We start from the raw sequence: 18,253 nt of genomic DNA on the forward strand, positions 1-18,253 counted from the left end.
ATGACATATATATACGTAGTACTTATCGGGGGAATCACAGGTTATTATCTTAGTAATAAAAAAGAAGGAATGAGATCTAAAATATTATGGATTTTAAGTGCAACCCTTATAAGTTTTGGCTTGCATTTTCTATGTGCGTATCAATTCGAAGATAAAACAGCCTACTTAATCTACTATCTGACATCAATTCTGTTACTAACGCTAAGTTGTATGGATTATAGAGAACTGTATGTGCCTATGGATCTTATACTTATTGGTGGAATCTTAGGTCTTTATCTGAACATGACATCGCAGGCGCTAAATGGATGGATGAATCTGGTGAGTGCCTTGGTAACATTATTGGTACTTGGTATTTTGAGTCGTTTATCAAAAGGTGGGTTTGGTGAAGGTGATGCCTATGTTATGGCACTGATAGCCTTGTTTTACGGTGGCTTCTACATTGTGATTTTAGGTATGATGGCTTTGGTACTTTCAGGTGTTGTTAGCATGATATGTTTAGTATCTGGTAAAGCTGACCGTAAGACCCTTTTGCCATTTGTACCCTTTCTTGCTGTTGGTCATTTATTTTTGGTTTGGGTTTAGGTGCTATTATGAAAAGAGGTAGCATAACCATTGAGGCCTGTATTGTCGTGCCCATTGTTCTTTTGGTATTGGGGGTTCTGGTCATGACAAGTTTATATCTTCATGATATAATTATATTAAGATCGGTGAATACTTTAAGAGGTGATCAACAGGTAATAACTGGCGAAGCCTATGAAGAGGAAGAAGACTGGATTCTATTTGCGATAAAAGGCAATCATAAAAGTCAGCATACATCAAAAATGTGGCATGATAGATATGTTAATCGTATTCAAGAAAACGAAAAAACGAGCTTACTTGGTATTACCTATGAATTAGATGATGAAAGAAGCTTCAAGGCGATTCGACCAAAAGCCTATGTAAGAATGTTGGATTTCATGGATGATGCAACAGATAAGATAGGTTATACGAAAGCTCTAAAGGATCAAGTGGACCAACAGGTGACGAACTTTATTGACACCTTAACAAACTAAGTGTTATTATAATTTTTTTCTAATTGTTTATTAATAAAACTGTTGTACAATACAGTTAAGCAATATATTTCTACAACAGAAGGAGCGAAACGATTATGAATAAAATGAGAGTATCGGGTAGTACTGTATTTGGTATTATTCTTATAGCCGTCGGTATTATTTCGTTGTTAAGCAGCTTAGGTTATGTCGAGTCTTGGGATGTTTACAGCACATTTTGGCCGCTTATACTTATATTATTGGGTATTAAGCATTTGGTGGATTATCAATCCTCCAACTTATTTGGTTTAATACTAATTTTAATTGGTACTTTATTTCAGTTAGATAATTTGAACATCATGTATTTTAATAATTTAAGTGTAGGAGAAATGATTATTCCTATGTTGATCATTCTCATAGGTCTAAGCTTTATCATACCAAAAGGTGATGAACGCAAAAAGAAAACGGTTATAAAAGAACCGGAATCAACAAAAGTGGAAGAAACAAAAGTGGAAGAAACAGTGGTTGAAGAAACGACAGTTCAAGAAAAAGTAGATGAAAAAGATATAACAATCGAATAGCAAACTTAATGCCCATCTTTTTTATCAGAATATATAGAGGAGATGGGTTTTAATAATTTGGAAAGGAGGTTTGGCATGGACATTGATACAGTCGCATTAACGGAACAATATGAGCTGGTTTTAGAATTTGTTGCCAGATTTGCTCAGTACGGACCATTTGCAGGTATCCTTTTAGCGATGGTTGAGGCTTTTTTTCCGCCATTACCCTTGGTCGTATTTGTCACCATCAATGTTTTGGCTTATGGGTTTTGGCAAGGCTATTTATATTCTTTCATCGGTACATTTATCGGTTCATGGCTCGTCTTTTTAATAATCCGAAGATTTGGACATAGCCGTTTTAGTCGACTGGTGCATAAGAGCAGACGCTTTGATAACTTGTTGCATTGGATTAAAGAAAAAGGCTTTGTTCCTATTTTTGTAATGCTTGCATTTCCTTTTACCCCCTCCATTATTGTTTGCGGCTTGGCAGGTCTGGCAGATGTGAAGAAGGATGAATATTTCTTTGCGCTATTATTTGGAAAACTCGTCATGGTTTTTTCTTTGAGTTTTATTGGTTATAATGTTGGGTCCTTTATTTCAAAGCCATATAAATCAATTTTATTAATTCTTCTAACGGTTGTGGTATCTTTAGTAGGTAAAAAAATAATCGCTTTGTATGAAAAGAAAATAGAAAAAAAAAGATTCAAAAAACACAGAAAAGTATAAAAGGCTATTGACGAATGAACATCAGGATGTTATAATTCTTTTCGTTGCTCCAATAAAAAATAGGGCTTCGAAGTAAGTTTATAGTAAATAAAGGGGTATAGTTCAGTTGGTAGAACGTCGGTCTCCAAAACCGGATGTCGTGGGTTCAAGTCCTACTGCCCCTGTTATTATCATAATGTGGTAATAATATATGTAATTTTCCCGGGCGCATAGCTCAGCTGGGAGAGCACCTGCCTTACAAGCAGGGGGTCACAGGTTCGAGCCCTGTTGCGCCCACTAGAGTGAAAACTCTATCATAATATATACGGCGGAGTGGCTCAGATGGCTAGAGCATTCGGTTCATACCCGGAGGGTCATCGGTTCGAATCCGATCTCCGCTACTAAAAAGATCTCTTATGAGATCTTTTTTTGTTCTTTCATGATAAAGTGCCCAATCACAGTATTGGTTGCCATAATGCTTCAAAATCAACCCTAAAATCCTAGGTGATGCATCCTTTAGGACATGTTGTAAGTAAATGGGTACATTGCACTTGTTTAAAGAAATTCATACGGTTATACTAGTGTTAAGCAGTCAATAATAACTGTTGACATAATGTATGGCGATAGATTAATGACTTAATTTAGTGTGTTCAAGTGGTGAAGATTTACCATATCATAACTTATCATTTAATATGACAGTAAATACGCTAAAAATAAGGACTGATGAGGAGTCCTGAAATGCACTGGGGGGCCATATATGACATTATTGATTTTAGAGGATGAACCGGAGATCAGCGAGCAGATTAAAGAAGCGGTATCTATTAAGAAACTTTTTGATCAAGTTCTTGAAGCAACCACGATTAAAGAAGCCTTAAATATGTCCAAAAAGAACGAAGTCAGTATATTTATCGTAGATTTATTATTGCCGGACGGGAATGGCTATGGGTTTATTGAAGCCATTAGAAAATTACCTCAGTACGAGTTAACTTGGGTTGTCATTGTTACAGGTGTTAAAGAGCCAACGGAGAATATCTTGGATGCTTATAACAATTCTAAGTGTAACCGCTATATAAGAAAACCCTTTTCCATGAATTATCTTACAGATATGTTAGAAGAACTCATGTATAAAAAAGTAATTGTTCAAGATCAGTTGACCAAGCTTAAAATCAGACGTAAGTCAAGGGACTATTTCTTTGATCATAATGAGATTGTCTATATTGAGACGGTGGATAAGGTTGCTTATATTTACACAAAAAACGACAGACATCCAATAGGACGTGTTACGCTCAGTGAACTAGAGGAGCAGTTGCCAAAGGAGCAATTTATTCGTGTTCATCGAAGTTATATTGTCAATCTCTTGTTTATTGACTATGTGAATAAGAACAACAGTCAAAGTATGATCAAAATCAAACACTATGATAATATGATACCAATTGGACGCACCTACAAGGAAAATTATAATTTATTGCTGTAATTAAAAACATGGTTTTACCATCTGCAACCAATAAGTGCCTTAGGGCACTTATTTTTATATAAGAAAAGTCGTTCTTTCCTAACCTTCTTATATTGACGAAATTATGTCAAATAGGTTAAGATTGTAGATGAAGTGTGCGTGTGCATGAACATGATAAGTTAGGTTTGATCGACGAAGGGATAAACTATGAAAGTATTATACGATTATCAAATATTTAGGACACAACGCTATGGTGGTATATCCAGATATTTTACCAATTTGATTCAATGGTCAGATAAAGAAAATGTTGTTGTACCGGTTTTTCATTCCAAAAATTATTACTTCAATAAGTTGAATGATAATTTTGATCATAAATATGAGAGCATGTTGGTTGAGAAAGTTAATAATTGGATTTCGAAATATTTGACAAGGAGAACCTTGCGTAAGCATCAGATAGATATCTTTCATCCAACAAATTATGACAGCTATTTTTTAAGATATCTAAAGAATGAGAAAGTAATCATCACTGTCCACGACTTAGGTAGAGAGCTATTTCCTCAATATTATGGGAATATAGCTATCTTTTTGGAAGAAAAGAAAAAGTTGATCCTAGCTGCAGACCATATAATTGCAGTTTCTAATAATACAAAAGAAGACTTAATCCGTTATTATGATATCAATCCGGATAAGATTACAGTTGTTTATCATGGACTACCCTTAAGATTTGGAAAAGTGAACATAACCTTAAGAGGACTGCCGGAGCGTTATATCCTCTTTGTGGGACAGAGAACAGATAACAAAAACTTCAAATTATTTTTGGAAGCGATGTCAAAAGTTTTAGTAGAAGATGAAACACTGAATCTGCTATGTGTTGGTGGTGGTGAGTTCACAGAAAATGAACGAAAAGAAATTGCTGGACTTGGTATCAGTAAACAAGTGGGTCAACGTAATCTAAACGATGAAGTATTGGCTGCTTGTTATCGGCAAGCTTTGGCCTTTGTCTACCCTTCTATATATGAAGGCTTTGGTATACCGATACTTGAGGCATTCACAATGAAATGTCCCACTATATTAAGCGATATTGGTAGTTTTAGAGAAGTGGCACAAGATGCCGGTATCTACTTTAACCCCAACGATGTATCTATGATAAAAGCACAGATAAAATGGGTGCTAGATCCTGACAACAAAAGCAAAATCGAAGAGAAAATTAAGCTGGGTACCAAGATCGCTCACAGCTTTACCCTAGATAATACCTACGAAAAGACATATGAAGTCTATGAAGAAGTACTTAAGGAAAAGTTGTAGTGCAATATGTCATGACATATCTTGTTTTATTCTTGATTTCGTTGTATGATGGTGGAACAATACTCGATTATAGAAATGAGGCATAAAATGAAGTTGTTGAACTATATTCTAATTAATAAAGAAGCAAGGCTCTTTGATACGAAAGAATTTTTGTTAAAGGCCTTTGTAGCGGTTTTAATAGGATCTTTTGTAGGCGAAAGCATCCCATATGTGTCAAAAGACATGATTTCAGTACTTTTCGGTATGATGCTAACTTTAGAGCCTGTAAATCTAACAGGTATACGAAGTGGTTTCAAACAAGTCGAAGCATCCGTTATTGGTGCATTGATAACAGGCATCATCTTATCGGTATTAGGTTATAATCCTTGGTCAGTAGCGCTGTCTGTAACGGTCACCTTATATGTAAGTCTAGTAATTAATTGGCGCCAGTTTTCAGTTGTGGCTGTTTTTACATCGATTTATATGGCCCAGTATGTACAGTTAGACTTGCTAGGCAATCCAAGTGAATTTGAGACATTTAAGCTTAGAATTACGGCTTTGATAACGGGTGTTGCCATTGCCATGTTTGTGAATCTGCTATTTTCTTTAATGGGTTACAAGCATATGATGGAAAAAAGAATATTTCATCTATTAGAACAGATCAGTAAAAAAACAAAGGCAATCTACCAAATGTTGAGTCTTCATAATTACGAGGATGCTCATAAAATCATGAAAGATTATGGTGATTTGTTTAATAATCTTAACTGGATTAACGGAACAATTATGGATTATCAAAAAGACTTTTTTACCTTTAAAAATGAACAAAAGAGTGTTAAGCTTGAGAAAATTATAAAAATGACGACATTACTCAGGGAAATGTCTCACATTACATATGACATATGTTTTAGATTGTCCAAAGGTGATCATGGATACAAGGAACCTGAATTTGTAGAATGTTTTGAACACATCCTTCATCGTATGGATCAACTTTTAGAAAAACTGGACTGCATCATTCACAATAAAGATGTCACAAGTGTTATTGTGGTGGGATCAAGAGACAAATCCCATGAAACCCTAAAACTGCTAAATGAGAATATCGAGCATATGGATCATTTATTAACCCATTATTTGTAGTTTTGACACTCTAACTTTAGATACCATAAGAATATACGGGAGTAGTGAATATGAGAATTGGCATGGGATATGATGTGCACAGATTGGTTGTAGGCAGAGACTTGATAATAGGTGGTGTGACGATTCCTCATACCTATGGACTCTTGGGACATAGTGACGCGGATGTATTGACCCATGCCATTATGGACAGTCTACTAGGTGCCATGGCTTTAGGCGATATAGGCAAGCACTTTCCGGATACAGATAATAACTATAAGGGAGCGAACAGTATCAAGCTTCTTGAAGAAGTTAGAGAAATCATGACGTCTAATGGCTATGAGATTGTAAACCTCGATGCTACAATTATTGCACAGGCACCAAAAATGGCACCCCATATCCTTGAGATGCGCAAGATCATTGGAAAAACACTGAATACAAGCATAGACAATATCAATATAAAAGCAACAACAGAAGAGGGACTCGGTTTTACCGGAGAAGAAAAAGGTATTAGTGCCCAATCCATCTGTTTGTTGATGTCAAAGGCGTGACCTAAAGATTAGGCTTATAGATTGGAGAACGACATGGAATTAAAACCTCTAACCATTGAAGATCAGGAAATATTAACACCCTACATTGATAAAAGATCCATCCCAAATTGTGAATACTGTTTTGCCACCCTATATTTGTGGAATAAAAGATACAACATACGCTACGCTAAATTTGAGCATTATATACTGTTGATTGAAGAATTTGAAGGCAAGACCTATGCGATCATGCCACTTTGTGAAGAAAGCTATTTTAAAGAAGCCACAGAAACCTTAATTGATTATTTTCACAGTTTAGATCTACCGGTTGAAATCTTGGTGACAGATGAAATATATAAAGATTTTATTGAAGAAAACTATAAAGATCAGTTTGAAATAACTACAAATAGAGATCAATATGATTATCTCTATGATGCAGAGGCCTTAAGAACACTTAAAGGTAAAAAACTTGGTAAGAAAAGAAACCATTTAAATAGCTTTAAAAAAGAATATGAAGGCAGATGGCATTATGAAGAGATTTATAGTGACAAAAATCGTGAAATCTGTGAATTTGTAAATGGTTGGGCAGATGACAAAGATGAGGATGCGGGCATGCTTGCAGATGAACTTGTTGGTGTCTGTAAGGCTATCGAACAAATGGAAAAGTTGGATGTTAAGGTGGGTGCAATATACATTGACGATGAGTTAAAAGCGGTCACCATAGGCTCGTTAATGAATCATAATAGGGAAGCAGTCATACATATTGAAAAGGCGGATCCGGAAGTTCGAGGTCTTTACCAAGCCATTAATCAGGAATTCTTAATTCATGCCTATCCGGATGTTGATTTTGTCAATCGAGAAGATGACTTGGGACTTGAAGGACTTAGAAAATCTAAGTTAAGTTATTATCCTATAGACTTAGTTAAGAAGTATAACATTCGTGAAAAACTGTAATTAGAATTAGTATGGAGGCATTATGATTAGAAGATTGAACGAAAATGATAAAGATAAAGCCATAAAATTATGGCAAGAAATATTCATAGAAGATGGGCCATCTCTGGTGGCCTATTATTTTGATACACATATTAAAATCGACCAAGTGGTAGGGTATTTGGAAGGGGATGTGCTTGTGGCTATGGCTCATCTAAACCCTTATCAGTTGATGTGGCAGGGTTGTCTTTATAACACCTATTATGTGGTTGGTGTGGCTACAAAACAATCCCATAGAAGGCAAGGCCTCATGAGAAAAATGATGACATGGGTATTAAGGGATCGGTATGAAGCAGGGGATGTCTTTTCAGTTCTAATGCCAATAGATTCAAGATTATATGATCAATTTGGTTATGGCTTTATACAAGACGTTGCCCTTTACAAGTTCAAATATGAGAACTTGAACCGAAAAAAGAGGACAGTGCCAAATGAAGTGATAGATGTAGAAACAAGTATTCAGCTGTTACCCATCTACAACACCTATAAGAAAACACTAACATTGTCTCAAAACAGAGGGATACGAGATTTTGAACATCTATTAAAAGAAGTGCATTCTGAGAACGGGCATGTGGTTGTTGTGCCCGATGGCTATGTTATTTATTATGATTTTGGGGATATTTTTGTTAGAGAATGCATTTATACATCCGATGAAGGTCTTATGAATATTCTAGATTACATAGGCAGTATAGCTGGGGAAAAGCCGATTCAGTGGCAGATGCCGAAAAACAACGCTTTAAAGCATCTTATTCCTCATATTAAAGAACATGAAAGATTGGAAAAACCTTTTATGATGGCCCGTATACTTCATGTTGAAACGCTACTAGAAGCCATGGCTGATTTTCTAGGCACATGTATCATCAAAGTCATCGACGATCAAATCCTAGAGAATAACCATACGTACAAGGTGGAAGGTCAAGTAAGTATAACTCAAGAAGCGCCGGATATTACGCTGGATACCGCGTCATTGGCTCAGTGGCTCTTTGGGTATGACAGTTTGGAATCACTCGCTAGTATTCGGCCAAAAGTCATGATCCATCAAAATCATATAGTATATCCTGAATATCCAATCCAAAATTATTTTACAGCATTGATTTAAGGTGTTTTATTCCAAGTGGGAAAAACAAGTGGGTCTTCTGCCATGAACTTCCATGGATTTAGATTAACACCGCTTTTGGATACAGCAAAGTGTAGATGAGGACCGGTTGAATAACCGGTGGTACCGACCTCGCCGATAATATCTCCTTTTTTCACCTCTTGACCATCCTCTACATAGATTTTATGCATGTGTACATAGGTTGTAAAGAGACCTAACCCATGGTCTAATACAACCACATTACCGGATATGATAAGGTCAGAGGAGAAGGTGACGATACCGTTATGAGCCGCTTTGATGGGTGTGCCCTGAGGTGCGGCTATATCGATGGCAGTATGTCTGGAGCTTTCCGTTCCACTATTAACATACCGAATGACGGAGTATTCAGTGGATATGCGACCTTCTACAGGTTGCACAAATGGGCCATCCCATAGTTTTTCACCAACAGAATAGGTTTTTGCATTTTTGAACTTTTCTGCATCTTTTTTGGCATTTTCATCGGATCTAAGAGAAGCCGTGGAAGCGCTGACGGAAAGTTGCTGAGTTTCAAATATTTTTTCGACAATCTGGTATTGAGTGGTTTCAATTAGTGTATTGGTGGATGCTTCATATAAGCTTAAGCTATAGGTACCGGGTGTTGTTCTGCTGTCGATAGGCACAAGTGCAACGAGTGCATCCTCGTAATTAAAAATGCCAATGGTATTCTTAAATACAGGTGTTTCGATTCTATAATCCAGACCAAAAGGTTGTTCAATGAGAACCCCAATACTGTCTCCTGGCTCAAAAGTTGTTTTATTTAGATGTAAGGATTCTTCAAGATGAAGGTCCAGTCCGAAAATATAATTAATTTTACCCGTATAACCTAAAGACGCATCATCCCAAACAGCCATTAAGGTATAAGTATAGTGACCCGATTGATCTGGGACAGGTAAATTATGCATGTTATCAAGGGTGTAGGTAGTCTCTTCTTTTCCATTGTCAATGGCTAAGAGAAGCTGATTTGGGGTCCTACGATTAAATTCTATAGAAATATCAATCGCATCGGTTTCGGTATAATAGGTTTCATGATGGGTCGTCTGGTCTTTGATATCATAAGTCACATTATCTGTTGGATGGAGTTTCCAATCTTGATTATAAGCATAGTCAATGGTTGTATCATTTATGACAAGTCGAGGTGTAGAAGGCATCAGATAAGAAAAATGATTCAGAATGGGTAATTTTTCCAGATACATATCGACCCATTCAAAAGGTATCACATAAGTGCCATTTATGTTTTGTGCTCGTGCTTCTTTATTTGTTAGGTCGAAGCTCAAATCAAATTGCATGATACCACGAAGGGTATCTAGGTCCAGTAGATAGATAAGATCAGGTTTGATGCTCTGTGCTTTTACAGGTTGATCCACAAGATGTATAAATACATCGTCTAAACCATCTTCACGAGTTAGAGTATCAACGGCTATTAGATTTTCGTCGGACTCAGGGAAGTAGACAGTAGCTTCTACAAGGTCCTCCAAAGCCAGGGGTGTGCTACAGCCGGTCATAATCGACAGGAAGAGTACCATCATGATTATATGAATTATTTTCATAGTTTATTGCCTCCAATATATACACATCTATAACCAAACAATGTAAGTTGATCTTAGACATCCAGATTTGTGGGTGTCTATAACATTATAGCCTGTAGGTTTAAAATAGTAAACCAACGAATGGGTATTGCTAGAGATTTTCTTGTCAAAAATCGGATTGTGAGCCTTTGTATCCTATGTTATAATGATGAAAGTATGACGTTCAAGTGCCTTGATTAGCAGGGTATATTAAGCTCAGTAGACATTGATGATGAATGTAGAGCATAAAGATGGAGTGAGATGATGAGTAAAATTCGAACAAGATTTGCACCGAGTCCGACCGGTAAGATGCATGTTGGTAATCTAAGAACCGCTTTGTATGCTTACCTTATAGCGAAACATGAAGGTGGCGACTTCCTTCTTAGAATTGAAGATACAGACCAGGAGAGATTGGTTGAAGGTGCCATAGAGATCATCAATAGAACCATGGCAGGTACGGGTTTGATTCATGATGAAGGTCCGGATAAAGATGGTGGTTTTGGTCCATATATCCAGAGTGAGCGCGTACAAGCAGGTATATACAAAGAACATGCTATGGAGCTCCTTGACAAAGGAGAAGCGTACTATTGCTTCTGTGACAAAGAGCGACTGGAACAGCTTAGAAAAACGGCTGAGGAGAATAAAGAAAACTTTAAATACGACAAACATTGTCTGGATTTAACGATGGATGAGATTGCAGAAAAATTAGATGCAGATACGCCCTATGTCATAAGACAAAATAATCCAATCAAAGGCAAAACAGTTTTCAAAGATGTTATTTACGGAGAAATTGCCGTAGATAACATTGAGTTGGATGATATGGTTCTTATGAAATCTGATGGTTATCCAACGTATAATTTTGCCAACGTGGTCGATGACCATCTTATGGAAATCACTCATGTAGTAAGAGGCAACGAATACCTTTCTTCTTCACCGAAATACAACCGACTCTATGAAGCTTTTGGATGGGATGTACCGACTTATGTCCATGTGCCATTGATTACAGATGAGAACCATAAAAAACTATCAAAGCGTAGTGGTCACTCATCTTATGAAGATCTAATTGATGAAGGTTTTCTAAAGGATGCAATTGTGAATTTCATTGCACTCCTAGGTTGGTCACCTACGGACAATAGAGAAATATTTACATTAGAAGAATTAGTAGAGGCCTTTGATTATAAGCATATTAATAAAGCACCGGCGGTCTTTGATATGAAGAAGTTTACGTGGATGAATGGTGAGTATATCAAGAATATGGATGAAGCAACATTTTTGTCTTATGCCATGAAAGAAATCGATAAAGTCTTATTTAGTGACCATCTGGACAAGAAAACCATTGCCTTATTAACACAACCTAGAATTGAGAAGTTCAATGAGATACCGGGTATGATTGATTTCTTTGAAAAAGTGTCAGATTATAACGTAGATATGTATAACCACAAGCGAATGAAAACAAGTCCACAAACAGCTTTGGAGGATCTGCCTCTATTACTACCTGTATTGGAAGCTCATGAAACATGGACGATAGAGAGCCTACATGACTTGGTCATGGCATATGTTGAAGAAAAAGGTATGAAAAACGGGCGAATTCTATGGCCCCTTAGAACCATTCTATCAGGAAAAGAATCTACACCGGGTGGCGCATTCGATATCGCTGCTATTTTAGGAAAAGAAGAATCTTTGAAGCGTATAAGAACCGGTCTTGAAAAATTAAAAAATGATTTAAACAACCTTTAACACCTTAACCAAGTATAGGTCTTTGAAATAAGAGGTGAAGAAAATGATTCGTTTATTGGTGAATCGACGAAGCATTAGAAAGTACAAGACTCAAAAAGTAGAATGTGAGAAAGTGGATAAGCTTCTAACAGCGGCTTTACTTGCACCCAGTTCTAGAGGAAGAAAACCTTGGGGTTTTCTGGTGGTGGACGATGAGGATATCCTTAAACAATTGTCACAGGCGAAAGAGCATGGATCCCAGTTTATTAGTAAGGTACCCCAGGTTATTGTGGTCTTTGGAGATACAATGGTCAGTGATATGTGTGTTGAAGATTGTTCTATTGCAGCTACTTATATTCAACTCGAAGCTGAACGCCTTGGTCTAGGTAGCTGTTGGGTTCAGATTAGAGAAAGATTAACTAAGAAGGGTACTTCTTCAGAGGGATATGTGAAGGCACTTTTATCCATACCGGATCATTTCATGGTCGAAGCGATTATAGCCATTGGCTATCCGGATGAGGAAAAAATACCGCATAATTTAGATGAACTCGATGTTCACAAAGTACATTATAACAAGTACAAAATCATGTACCCAGGTCATTACTAAAATGCTCAGACTTATAAGGCAATGCTTTATAAGTCTGTTGTGTTTGATCAAGAAAGGTTTATGAATATGAAAATTCAAAACAGACAATGGGCAAAAGTGTTGGAAGAAGAATTCGAGAAAACCTACTATAAAGAAATGTGGTCAATACTTGAAGAAGCTTATGACCTTGAGAAAATATATCCACCTAAAAAAGATGTTTTTTCAGCTTTTGAGATCACGGATTATAATCAGGTTAAAGTGGTTATACTTGGTCAAGACCCATATCATGGAGAAGGACAGGCGCATGGACTGTGTTTTTCCGTTATGCCCGATAAAAAGATACCACCTTCTCTAAAAAACATCTATAAGGAACTTGCATCAGATTTGGGTATTTTAATTCCGGATCATGGGTATTTAATTGACTGGGCCAAACAGGGGATATTAATGATGAACAGCATATGTACTGTAAGAGCGGGTTTGCCTTCATCTCATAAGCATCTAGGCTGGGAAAGATTTACAGACAGTGTCATTGAAGTGTTGAACAAACGGGAAGAAGGTATGGTTTTTATTTTATGGGGTAATCATGCCATAAAAAAAGAGGCCTTGATTACGAATCAAAGACATCAAATTATCAAGAGTCCCCATCCATCCCCTTTTTCTGCACGGAAAGGTTTTTTTGGTAGCCGACCTTTTAGCCACACGAATAACCATCTCATAGAGATGGGATATGAGGCTGTGGATTGGTCCATACAACCTTATTCACAGCAAATCAAATTTGATTTAGGTTAGTAAAGTAACTACAAGGTTCCTAAGTACCATATGAATAAGCCTAGCATAAACCCTAGGGATATAAACATGGTAACTACTAAGGATATGCGGACACGGTCCACTTTCCTTTTTAGCCGTTGAGCATTGGCCAATAAGGATATCAAGATGAAAACAAATGTACAGATAGATAATATAAATGTACCCATCAGAATATCTTGGTTCCAAGTGGTTGTCGAAATCTTATTGTAATGCATGTCCAAAATAGAGTAAATCTGAGGTCTTGCCTGATCAAACATCACGATAATAGTACCGACCATAATCCAGCCTAAAATAGATGCTATTTTTATCCATTTCATCCAAAAATCAGGTCCTTCCCTGTGATCTGTGATGTGTTTATCATCTGGCCAATAGTTCATAAGATCATCTCCTATAACAAAGCGCACTATTCTTATTCTACCTATATTATCGACATAAATAGAATAATATATTAGCGTTTTCATAAGAATGGTCTTATAATATTATATTTTATTATTATCAAGTATTGACGTATGTGAATCTTTATGATAATCTTTACCCGTAACTTAATTAAATAGAACGCTAGGGGAGCCGGAAATGCCGGCTGAGAGGAAGACCATTGTCTTTGACCCTTGACCTGATTCGGATCATGCCGACGTAGGAAAGCTTAAGTCAAATATAAGGCTATTATACAGGTGAAAATTGTATAATAGCTTTTTCTTTTTTCAAAGATTTCTGAGTATTTATAAAATTGCATATACCGAATCACCTAATCAGGAGGTTATGATGAACAAATTAAAAGGTAACAGATCATTAAAGCTATCAATCTCAGGTATGCTCATAGCCCTGGGCGTTGTACTAAGCACGTTTTATATTCCCTTTGGTGTGGCTAAGTGTTTTCCGATACAACATTTTATTAATGTGATTGGTGCTGTTTTGCTCGGACCTGCTTATGCGGTGATGAATGCATTTTTGATTTCTCTGATACGCAACATGCTGGGTATGGGTTCTTTGCTGGCTTTTCCGGGAAGTATGATAGGTGCCGCTTTGGCAGGCTTACTATACAAAAAGTTTTCCGGTCAAAAGGCTTTAAGTCATCGTATGGCTTGTTTGGGCGAAGTCATGGGAACCGGTATCTTGGGCGGCATGATTGCAGCATTCATGGCAAGTTATCTGATGGGTAACCGTGTGGGTCTTTTTTTCTTTATCATCCCTTTTGGCATCAGTTCTTTGGTCGGTAGCATTTTTTCACTGATTATTTTTGAAGCTACGGATGTATTGAAAATGATGAGAAGGTGGACGGAAAAAATATGAAAAATATACTCACGATTGCCGGCTCAGATTCCTCTGGTGGCGCAGGGATACAAGGTGACATAAAAACCATAGCATCTTATGGCCATCATGGATTAACGGCGATAACGGCGATAACAGCTCAAAACACCCAAAAAATCCATCATATAAAGCCCATTGATGTTGGTGAACAACTCTCTGTTATGGATGAAGACTTTGTAATTTCGGCCATCAAAATAGGTATGCTCTATACCGTGGAGAACATTCACACTGTAATAAGATGGCTTGAAGATCGAAAGTGTCCCATTGTCCTAGATCCTTTGTTGTGTGCATCATCAGGAAAGCAACTTATTAGGGAAGAGGCTTTAACAGCTATAAAAAAGCTTTTTAGCAGAGTATCCCTTATTACACCCAATTCTTTTGAAGCCCAGAATATAACCGGTATCCAGATTAAGAATACGGTAGATATGGAAATGAGTTGTAAAAAACTCTACCAAAAGTATCATACACCGGTTCTATTAAAAGGCGGTCATTTTATTTGGGAAGATCAGGCCATTGATTATTTCTATGATGGCAATAAGATGAGAACGTATACAGATAAGCGCTTGGAGAGTAATTGTACACATGGCACAGGTTGTTGCCTTTCTTCAGCCATTGCATGTGAATTAGCATCCGGCAAAACACTTAATCTGGCAATATCCGGAGCGAAGAAAACGGTCACAAAGGCCATACGAGATGGCTATCTTGTGGGTCAAGGTGAGGGGGTTGTTCATGTACTTGGCATCTAAGAAGCCGATTATTCATTTTTTGACCAATTATGTCACCATGCAGGACGTAGCAAATATGTGCATTGCATCCGGTGGACGACCCATCATGTCGGATGCTTCGATGGAGTTTGAAGAGATTATTCCTAAAGTGGATGGTGTTGTAATCAACATTGGGACAGCAGATCAACTACGTTTTGATAAAATGGATCATGCTCACCGTATCGCTAAGGCACATAATAAAATACTACTTCTGGATCCGGTAGGCTGTAATGCTAGCCGATTTAGACTGGACTATTGTATTCAATCATTGAAAAACGGTGGGATATCCATTTTAAAATGTAACGCTCATGAAGCAAAAGCTTTACTAAATGAAGAAATCAGTCCAACTTTTGTGGGTGTGGATAGCCAGACCGTTATGGGTGAACAACATCATGAATTGGTACGAAACCTGTGGAAAAAGTTCGAAGTATACAATTTAGAACTGATTGTAATCATAACCGGTGCTACGGATTATATAGCCTCATCAAAAGGCGCTTGGGAACTTACGGGTGGTAGTGTTTTACAACAACGCATTACGGGTACAGGTTGCATGTTAAACAGTTTGATAATCACACGTGCATGTGCATCAAGTATGGATCGACATGAAGCCATACTAAAAGCCCTCGACTGTATGAATCGGAGCAGTCAGATGGCTGCTAAGTGGATTGTCCATCAACAGCGATTAGGACTATATAAGCAACAACTCTTAGATGAAGTGGCTAAAAGAAGTGCGCCCATATATCTGATTACTCAAGAAACGGTAGATGAACAGACATTCTTATATTCATGTATGCCAAAGACCAAATTAGCATTACAATCCGGTGTAGGGTATCTTCAATATCGTGTGAAAGATAAAGCGTGGGAAGAGAAACTAAGAGAAAGTCGACAGTTACAGGCCTTGGCTAGAGAATATGGTACAACTTTTATAATTAATGATGATGTCCGCTTAGCCAAGGAGATTGGAGCTGATGGCGTTCATCTAGGCATACAGGATATCTCGATACGGGAAGCTAGGCTTGAACTGGGTCCAAATGCAGTTGTGGGTGCAACGGCCAAAACCATACAGCAGGCCCGATGTGCAGCTAAGAACGGAGCGGATTATCTTGGTGTTGGGGCACTTTTTTCTTCACCGACAAAAAAGGATGCACTACCAATGGATTTGACAACACTACAGTCCATCTACAATCATATTTCTTTGCCTCTATATGGCATTGGAGGTATCACGCCCAACCTATTAACACAAGAATATACTAAGTACTTGGATGGTGTCGCTATGGTATCGACCATCTACCAAGAAAAAAATGAAAACATAACAAAAAAAATCCATCAAATAAGAGAGAATTTTTAGGAGAAAACGATGCAAACTTATACAACTCAAATGAATGCAGCAAAGCAAGGCATAATTACGGATGTTATGAGAACAGTAGCTGAAAAAGAACATATGGATGTAGAACTTCTAAGAGAAAAAGTTGCAAAAGGAACCGTTGCTATTCCGGCCAATCGTAATCATTTATCCATTGATCCTGAAGGTGTCGGCGAAGGACTGCGAACCAAAATGAATGTGAACTTAGGTATATCAAAGGATTGTAATGATCCTGAAATGGAACTTGAGAAGGTCCGTGTTGCACTGGATATGGGTGTAGAAGCCATTATGGACTTAAGTAACTATGGAAAAACCGAGCAGTTTAGAAAAGAACTGATCAAAATGTCAGGAGCCATGATCGGCACAGTGCCAGTATATGATGTCTTTGGATTCTTTGAAAAAGAGCTTAAAGATGTAAGGCCAGAAGATTTCTTGGCGATGGTACGTAAGCACGGGGAGGATGGTGTGGATTTTGTGACCATTCATGCCGGTATGAACAAAAGGGCGTCAGAAACATTTCTAGAAAACCCACGACTTATGAACTTGGTTTCACGAGGTGGCTCCTTGATGTTTGCATGGATGCGGTTGACCGGATATGATAATCCCTACTTTGAATATTTTGATGATTTACTAGATATATGTGCAGAGTTTGATATTACACTGAGTCTAGGTGATGCTTGTCGACCGGGAGGTTTGGCTGATTCTACTGATGCCAGCCAGATTCAGGAATTAATTACGCTTGGAGAACTCACAAAACGAGCATGGGCTAAAGATGTTCAAGTGATCATAGAAGGACCGGGTCATATGTCTATGGATGAGATTAAAGCCAATGTGTTGCTTGAGAAAAAATTGTGTCACGGTGCACCATTTTATGTGTTAGGTCCATTAGTAACCGATGTCGCACCAGGATATGACCACATCACCGGTGCTATAGGCGGTGCAATTGCTGCATCTGCAGGTGCGGACTTCTTATGTTACGTAACGCCTGCTGAACACTTACGCTTGCCTACGGTTGAAGATATGAAGGAAGGTATCATTGCAACAAAGATTGCAGCTCATGCGGCTGATATCGCTAAAAAAACACCACATGCAAGAGATTGGGACAATCAGATGAGTAAGGCTAGGGTTGACTTGGATTGGAATCGTATGTTTGAATTAGCCATTGATCCCACAAAAGCACGGGCTTACCGTGAGCATGCAGAACTTGAAGACGAAACAACCTGTTCTATGTGCGGAAAAATGTGTGCCATATTAAATGTAAAAGAAGCATTGAAGTAAATTCATAATAGACCTCGTCATAACGCACTTTAACAAGTTAAGGCGGTAAAAATCTGTTGAATTATTTTGAAGAACTG

At 37.6% G+C, this 18,253-nt stretch carries 19 protein-coding genes, 3 tRNA genes and 1 riboswitch; of the genes, 20 read left to right on the forward strand and 2 right to left on the reverse strand.

The window, feature by feature from the left end; genetic code table 11:
- The 13 genes from PATL70BA_RS13410 to PATL70BA_RS13470 all read left to right on the forward strand — a co-directional run bounded on the left by PATL70BA_RS13410 (window position 1) and on the right by PATL70BA_RS13470 (window position 8,753).
- A complete protein-coding gene (locus PATL70BA_RS13410; protein ID WP_125137845.1) occupies window positions 1-582 on the forward strand; it encodes a prepilin peptidase in 582 nt (193 codons plus the stop codon).
- An 8-nt stretch (window positions 583-590) separates the two neighbouring features.
- Window positions 591-1,052: a hypothetical protein gene (locus PATL70BA_RS13415; RefSeq protein WP_125137846.1), complete on the forward strand. Its 462-nt coding sequence runs from the start codon at window positions 591-593 to the stop codon at window positions 1,050-1,052.
- Window positions 1,053-1,147: 95 nt separating this feature from the next.
- Window positions 1,148-1,609: a LiaF transmembrane domain-containing protein gene (locus tag PATL70BA_RS13420; RefSeq protein WP_125137847.1), complete on the forward strand. Its 462-nt coding sequence runs from the start codon at window positions 1,148-1,150 to the stop codon at window positions 1,607-1,609.
- 75 nt (window positions 1,610-1,684) lie between these two features.
- The gene (locus PATL70BA_RS13425; protein WP_172596247.1) at window positions 1,685-2,314 is read left to right on the forward strand and encodes a TVP38/TMEM64 family protein; all 630 of its coding nucleotides are present in this window, start codon (window positions 1,685-1,687) and stop codon (window positions 2,312-2,314) included.
- A gap of 91 nt (window positions 2,315-2,405) precedes the next feature.
- A tRNA-Trp gene (locus PATL70BA_RS13430) sits at window positions 2,406-2,478 on the forward strand.
- A 39-nt stretch (window positions 2,479-2,517) separates the two neighbouring features.
- Window positions 2,518-2,590, forward strand: a tRNA-Val gene (locus tag PATL70BA_RS13435).
- Window positions 2,591-2,620: 30 nt separating this feature from the next.
- Window positions 2,621-2,694 (forward strand) — tRNA-Met (locus PATL70BA_RS13440).
- A 356-nt stretch (window positions 2,695-3,050) separates the two neighbouring features.
- On the forward strand, window positions 3,051-3,767 hold the full coding sequence (locus PATL70BA_RS13445) for a LytR/AlgR family response regulator transcription factor (protein WP_125137849.1): 717 nt from the start codon (window positions 3,051-3,053) through the stop codon (window positions 3,765-3,767).
- 186 nt (window positions 3,768-3,953) lie between these two features.
- Window positions 3,954-5,051, forward strand: coding sequence for a glycosyltransferase family 4 protein (locus tag PATL70BA_RS13450; protein ID WP_125137850.1), 1,098 nt, complete (start codon window positions 3,954-3,956; stop codon window positions 5,049-5,051).
- Window positions 5,052-5,138: 87 nt separating this feature from the next.
- Complete coding sequence (locus PATL70BA_RS13455; RefSeq protein ID WP_172596248.1) at window positions 5,139-6,164, forward strand: FUSC family protein; 1,026 nt, start codon at window positions 5,139-5,141, stop codon at window positions 6,162-6,164.
- A 50-nt stretch (window positions 6,165-6,214) separates the two neighbouring features.
- On the forward strand, window positions 6,215-6,691 hold the full coding sequence (gene ispF, locus PATL70BA_RS13460) for a 2-C-methyl-D-erythritol 2,4-cyclodiphosphate synthase (protein WP_125137852.1): 477 nt from the start codon (window positions 6,215-6,217) through the stop codon (window positions 6,689-6,691).
- Window positions 6,692-6,724: 33 nt separating this feature from the next.
- Complete coding sequence (locus tag PATL70BA_RS13465) at window positions 6,725-7,621, forward strand: DUF2156 domain-containing protein (RefSeq protein WP_125137853.1); 897 nt, start codon at window positions 6,725-6,727, stop codon at window positions 7,619-7,621.
- Between the two features lie 22 nt (window positions 7,622-7,643).
- A complete protein-coding gene (locus PATL70BA_RS13470) occupies window positions 7,644-8,753 on the forward strand; it encodes a GNAT family N-acetyltransferase (protein WP_125137854.1) in 1,110 nt (369 codons plus the stop codon).
- Here the strand turns inward: PATL70BA_RS13470 and PATL70BA_RS13475 are convergent.
- A complete protein-coding gene (locus PATL70BA_RS13475) occupies window positions 8,750-10,336 on the reverse strand; it encodes a M23 family metallopeptidase (protein WP_125137855.1) in 1,587 nt (528 codons plus the stop codon). The genes PATL70BA_RS13470 and PATL70BA_RS13475 overlap by 4 nt on opposite strands.
- Window positions 10,337-10,618: 282 nt before the next feature.
- Between PATL70BA_RS13475 and gltX the strand changes: the two genes are divergently transcribed.
- From gltX to PATL70BA_RS13490, 3 genes are all read left to right on the forward strand, one after another.
- Window positions 10,619-12,091 (forward strand): glutamate--tRNA ligase, encoded by a 1,473-nt coding sequence (gene gltX / locus PATL70BA_RS13480; RefSeq protein WP_125138489.1) that lies wholly within the window; start codon window positions 10,619-10,621, stop codon window positions 12,089-12,091.
- A 43-nt stretch (window positions 12,092-12,134) separates the two neighbouring features.
- Window positions 12,135-12,677 carry a nitroreductase family protein gene (locus tag PATL70BA_RS13485; protein WP_125137856.1) on the forward strand — a complete coding sequence of 181 codons (543 nt, stop codon included), beginning with the start codon at window positions 12,135-12,137 and terminating at the stop codon, window positions 12,675-12,677.
- A gap of 66 nt (window positions 12,678-12,743) precedes the next feature.
- Window positions 12,744-13,445 (forward strand): uracil-DNA glycosylase, encoded by a 702-nt coding sequence (locus tag PATL70BA_RS13490; RefSeq protein WP_125138490.1) that lies wholly within the window; start codon window positions 12,744-12,746, stop codon window positions 13,443-13,445.
- An 8-nt stretch (window positions 13,446-13,453) separates the two neighbouring features.
- On the opposite strand, the gene PATL70BA_RS13495 is transcribed toward PATL70BA_RS13490, so the two are convergent.
- Window positions 13,454-13,840, reverse strand: a complete 387-nt coding sequence (locus tag PATL70BA_RS13495; protein WP_125137857.1) for a hypothetical protein — start codon at window positions 13,838-13,840, stop codon at window positions 13,454-13,456.
- Window positions 13,841-14,013: 173 nt separating this feature from the next.
- Window positions 14,014-14,120: riboswitch (TPP riboswitch) on the forward strand.
- A 102-nt stretch (window positions 14,121-14,222) separates the two neighbouring features.
- On the opposite strand from PATL70BA_RS13495, the gene thiW reads away from it, so the two are divergent.
- From thiW to thiC, 4 genes are read left to right on the forward strand one after another with little or no spacing between them, the layout of a single operon-like run.
- Complete coding sequence (gene thiW, locus PATL70BA_RS13500) at window positions 14,223-14,753, forward strand: energy coupling factor transporter S component ThiW (RefSeq protein ID WP_243115922.1); 531 nt, start codon at window positions 14,223-14,225, stop codon at window positions 14,751-14,753.
- Entirely contained in the window at window positions 14,750-15,517 is a 768-nt protein-coding gene (gene thiD, locus PATL70BA_RS13505) for a bifunctional hydroxymethylpyrimidine kinase/phosphomethylpyrimidine kinase (protein ID WP_125137858.1), read from the forward strand. The genes thiW and thiD overlap by 4 nt, the downstream gene beginning before the upstream one ends.
- Window positions 15,501-16,883: a thiamine phosphate synthase gene (thiE, locus tag PATL70BA_RS13510; protein WP_172596249.1), complete on the forward strand. Its 1,383-nt coding sequence runs from the start codon at window positions 15,501-15,503 to the stop codon at window positions 16,881-16,883. The genes thiD and thiE overlap by 17 nt, the downstream gene beginning before the upstream one ends.
- A 9-nt stretch (window positions 16,884-16,892) precedes the next feature.
- Complete coding sequence (gene thiC / locus PATL70BA_RS13515) at window positions 16,893-18,176, forward strand: phosphomethylpyrimidine synthase ThiC (protein ID WP_125137860.1); 1,284 nt, start codon at window positions 16,893-16,895, stop codon at window positions 18,174-18,176.
- Window positions 18,177-18,253 lie beyond the last annotated feature (77 nt).

The sequence above is a fragment of the Petrocella atlantisensis genome (assembly GCF_900538275.1).
Classification (GTDB): domain Bacteria; phylum Bacillota; class Clostridia; order Lachnospirales; family Vallitaleaceae; genus Petrocella; species Petrocella atlantisensis.